A 4,746-nucleotide genomic window follows, 5' to 3' on the forward strand; every position below is an offset into this window, starting at 1 on the left:
GTGCGCCAGCCTCCTCTGGGTCCGGCACCTCGGATCACAGCATTGATCACAACTCCACACAGGCCCTAGTTCAAGTGCCCGCGCGAGCGCGGGCTGGCCCCTGGGGCCCGGCCCCTCTGCGCCGGGGCCGACCCCTGGGGCCTCAGCATGCAACGGCCCATGAGGAGAGACCTGAACACGGAGCGCGCCGGTCAGAACATGCCTCCGGCGGGGGCGCTCAGGCTCCGAGATGGCGGGGGCGCCGTTCGCGAGTGCCGGCCGCGTAGTGGCGTGCGCGGGGTGCTCCCATCCCCTGTGCCGTCGACCCAGGCAGAGCCGAGCAGTCGCGGCCCAGGGCGTCAAGGTCGTTCGTACAGTGGCGCGCTCCACCTTGACGCCCTGAACCACGCCCGCTCCACGGTGTGTGGGTCGACGGCAGACGGGATGGGAGCTGGGGTGGAGGGTGGGCTGGAGAAGCCTTCTGGCCAGCCGTTACCGGTAGTTCGGCTGTCGCCGTGGAGATCCTCACCTGCGATCATTCTACGCTGACCCCATCGATAAACCGTCAAGGCAGTTCATACAGGTTGGACGCTGCGCGGCGGACCTGTCCCGATGGATGCTCTTGAGCCAGTTGATCAATGACGTCAGTAACCGAGCGGGGCAGCTCGGACAGACCTTTCAATTCCCGCATAACAAAGAGGGGAACCAAGAGACCATCCTCGTTACCAAGAAGGTCTACTAGGCGTTTGGCTGCAACCTCATACAACTCTCCAGGGGTGGCAGCCATCCGCACAAGAAAGCGAGCCGCATTGGCCTTGATAGAGACATCAGAATCGTGGCTCATCTGCAAAGCAAATGGCAGAAGCCAACCGTCACTCCGATATGAAGCCAAGGAGGCAATCGTCCTAGCCGCTTCTCTCTTCGCCTCCAGGTCTCTGCTCCCACCCAATTCTGCAAGAGCAGCAATGATGCGCGCATCATCAACCAGGTCGTACGCGATGAAGAATCTGAGAGCAGCAGGATACGGAACGGTTGAGTCTCCCCACAGTAGAGATTCGTCCCTACTCTCCAGGAGGTCAGTTACACTCGCCTGGAACACGCCGCGAATCCGATCCGGCATATCTGGCGCTTCTTTAGCCAGACGCTCAAAAGCCGGACTGCGATCCAGTCGGGAAATCTGGTTCGAGGTAAGGAATTGCGCCAGAGGATCCCAAAGGCTACGAGCGACGTCATACTCGCTAATTAGCAAGGCCCCAACGTCTGATGCTGAGCGTCGCCCCATGGAAAAGGAACCCCGGGCTGCGGATTCGCGAGTTGCATCAAGAGCAACCTTCACTGAATGTGCGGCTTCTGTTACTTCGTCCACCCGAAGCCGCGTGGCGCCTTCGCCAAGGGAAGCGTTCAGCCTCATTGCAATTTCATTAAGCCCCGAGAGCGGATCCCTCCCGACCACTGGGAGTCCAATCCCATTTGATACAGCTTCGAGCGTGTCGGGAAGACCTTGGCTACTGTCACTGGTCATCCAGCTCTCCCACTCCGCTTTCAGCGCGCCAGGAATCTGACTCCAGGGCAACAACTCAAGCGCCTTCGCGAAGCTCTGATCATGCAACTCGTCGTACGACCGCTTAGCGCGCACTTCCGATAGCAAAAGCGCGCCAACCTCACCGCCCTTCTGGCACACCCATGATAGAACAGCAGCAGTTTGCCACGCCGCACCAAGCCTGAGCCCGGGGTGCTGCCACGAACCAACGACGTCGGGTGGCCCTCCTGCCGCGATGGAATCCAGAACCACACGTAGGGCGGGCTCAGCCTCCGACGGTGCCATCATTTCCGCTGCCGCCTTCAGAACCAATAGCTCAGGCACGCGCAGCTTGGTGGGCGAAGAACGCCGAAGAAGGATTTGGCGTGCATCCCGGCTCAGCACCGAGAGCGGACCAGCAGATCGGAAGTGCTCCAAGGTCAGTTCGAGCTCTTTTGCGGCCCCAGCATGCCTCAGAAGACGCAGAGCATCCTGAATATTGATGGTCTCCACGCCTTCGGCATGCTGGACCAGTCGCAGAAGAGCGAGATCCCGTCGCGCTCGGTAGACCTCGGCATGCCCCAAGAGTTCAACTGCCAAGGCTTCATGAAACAGATCAATCGGAGACTGACCAATAGTGACAGTCTGCGAACGTCCGTAATGCCTGCTAAAGCTCCTGTGCATATACTGTGAATAGTCAGAAGCTCGATCGGCTGCAATCCGGAGTAGGCGATCAGAAAGAGGCCTTTTGAGGCGCTCAAAATGCGAAGGGAATGACGAGAACGGCAACTCGTCGTCCAGTTCATGCGGAGTGAGGCTCCACACAGAACGTTTCAGGGCGTAGATAGTCCTCCGCATCGTGTCAACCGATGAACCGCTGACGCCAGGCCCCAGACGGAACTCTGGAAGGTCCGCGGCTTCGAGACTCTCGAGAATTCGAGCTGCGTCAAAGATGTCGCCTACGTAGGCATCTCCTGCATCACGACGCCGGAGAGCACGTTGTTGCAGAAGGGCAGCTCGAGCAAGCAGGCCAGGTGAGCTCTTTGAGGTCTGCATGAGCATTTCCGTCAGAATGGAATCACACTTATCGTATTCTTCCATTTCTGCCAACGCGCAGGATGCAAGCAGCACCAGAGCTGTGGATCGTGCCACATCTTTTTGTCTGCGTGAAAAGGCTTGCCGAATTAGCCCTTCGGCGCCTTCGGCGATAGTTTCAAAGAAGAAGCTCCGCCCGGCATAGGCCACCGCTTCATCACTTCGAAAATCATCATGAAGGGCCCTACCCCAGTCCCCACCAATAATGAGTGCGGCGAGTTGCCCTACAGGATCTTGTGAATAAGACTCGTCCCGGAAGTTGGGATGAATGGCCACATCGTGTGGCTGGAGCACGGCAGCAATCCACGCCAGGTTCATACGAAATAACGTCCTTCCGCTCCATAAAACTGCCCGGAAGCGCTTCGAGGCCACCTAATTGGATCCCGCCCGACTACCACGTCAGCCCACTGAGCAACGAGATGAGTAATGCCATCAACAGTCGCTACGCCGTTAATGCTCAGGGAACGATAAGGCGGTTCAGGCAGCCAGGACTGCACAACACTCTTAGCTTCTTCGCTATCCGATCCGACGAGAACAATGAGCAGAACTAGCCCCTCTTGGGCCTGATGCCGCTGGAAAGCTTTATCAACTACAGTCCTGCAGCGCTCGTTCCCATCCATGACACTCTTGGCATCATGGACAATGATCAAAAGGTCTGTAGGTTGCACTGCGGAAATTGCAGGGTTACGACGGTCACGGACCTGCACATCGCCCAACGAAGCCAAGGTGCAGCCTTTATTGTAAGCGAGCTCCCAATCGTGATTCCCGTTATCGCTGCCAAGTTCGGTGATGAGCAAAGGACCCTGCGGCCCCGGGACTTTATCGAATCTCGCGTCATGTCGAGCCTGAAGGCGCCACACGCGCCGGTTTTCACCTGATTGTCTAACGATTTTCAGCAAGCGACGATGCTGTTCTTGATTCACAGCATCAGGTTTCACGATAGAGCGATGGTCTCCATTCAACCGCAATCGCTGCTGCTCAGGAACACCAAATAAGCCGCTCATTTTAGATACCACTCGGTCATCGCCGGCCATGGCAGAGTGCCGCGGAATCAGAAAATCATAGTCTCCCGCAGAAGCGACAGTACCCGAGCTTTCGACGTGGCTACGGAAATACGACTCCGCGACCATTGCTTGCTCTGATTTATCGCGCAACCATTCAATTTCTGGCAACAATTGCCTGAAGGCGCCAAGGGCCAGTCCCGCACCCATTCTGGGAGATGCCAACAAGAAAATCGCGGCCACGACTGTGACTTGTGGCGCCCCTGTTCCCAGTTCGACTAGATACTTCTGCACAGCGGATTCGACCACCAGGCCACCGAGGCTATGCGATACCAGATAGATGTCAGTGTAGCCGTGATCCTCACCGAGAACCCTGATCCAATCAGCCAGTTGACTGGAGATAAAAGGGAGGTCCGCCCCCAGATGCAATTTACGCCAAGCCTTATGCAGGCTGGCATACTGATACAAAATGACGTCGAGCGGTTCGACGGATTTCTGCGTAAAAACAAGCTCCGGCCACATGCCCCACGTGTCATAACCTGTGCCACCCAAGCCATGCACAAACACCACTGCGGCTGTGGATTTTCCCCCAGGGTGGACGTGCACGTTCAGACCGGTGTGATCGAATTCCACCGGCTGAAATTCAGGTTGCTCGAAGACGCGTGGCAATTTTCCCCCGGTTCTGCAGCGGCAGAATCCAGAACATTGACGAATCTGGCTGCTGTCAAGATCTCTAACAGAAACCAGGTGACGCTTGAACAAAGCATGATACCTGCGAGGCAGACGAGAGTATATACGTCACCGATTCAGCAAGTTCGCCCGCCCACACTTGCCCCACGGTCCCACCGCGCACGGAATCGACATGCCGAACAGTCGTGCGGTCGCGTTCGGTTGGTCGGAACCTGCCGCGTTCACCCACACCACACGGGCCCAAAGATCGGCGTAGCTCGTGATCATCCTCCTGGACACCCGGGGAACAACCAGCCCTTACACGGGGGGATCTGAGCAGGGCGAGGTGGCGCAGTCACGCTTCGTTCAGGCGCCTGCACGAGCAGCCCTGGATGCCGAAGAGAGACGAGCGGCCTAGGGCCTGTGTGGAGTTGTGATCAATGCTGTGATCCGAGGTGCCGGACCCAGAGGAGGCTGGCGCAT

General features: G+C 57.7%; 2 protein-coding genes. Both read right to left on the minus strand.

What is annotated here, in order from left to right; all coding sequences use genetic code 11:
* Positions 1-544: 544 nt before the first annotated feature.
* Positions 545-2,911, minus strand: a complete 2,367-nt coding sequence (locus SZN_RS41155; protein WP_139063669.1) for an HAD family hydrolase — start codon at positions 2,909-2,911, stop codon at positions 545-547.
* Positions 2,908-4,227: an alpha/beta hydrolase gene (locus tag SZN_RS41160; protein ID WP_167546348.1), complete on the minus strand. Its 1,320-nt coding sequence runs from the start codon at positions 4,225-4,227 to the stop codon at positions 2,908-2,910. Before SZN_RS41160 ends, SZN_RS41155 begins: the two co-directional genes overlap by 4 nt.
* Between the last annotated feature and the right edge of the window lie 519 nt (positions 4,228-4,746).

It is taken from the genome of Streptomyces zinciresistens K42, assembly GCF_000225525.1.
GTDB lineage: Bacteria > Actinomycetota > Actinomycetes > Streptomycetales > Streptomycetaceae > Streptomyces > Streptomyces zinciresistens.

Excerpts from the sequence above, each read along its gene's own strand:
- SZN_RS41155 (WP_139063669.1), bottom strand. The coding sequence starts at position 2,911 with ATGAACCTGGCGTGGATTGCTGCCGTGCTCCAGCCACACGATGTGGCC.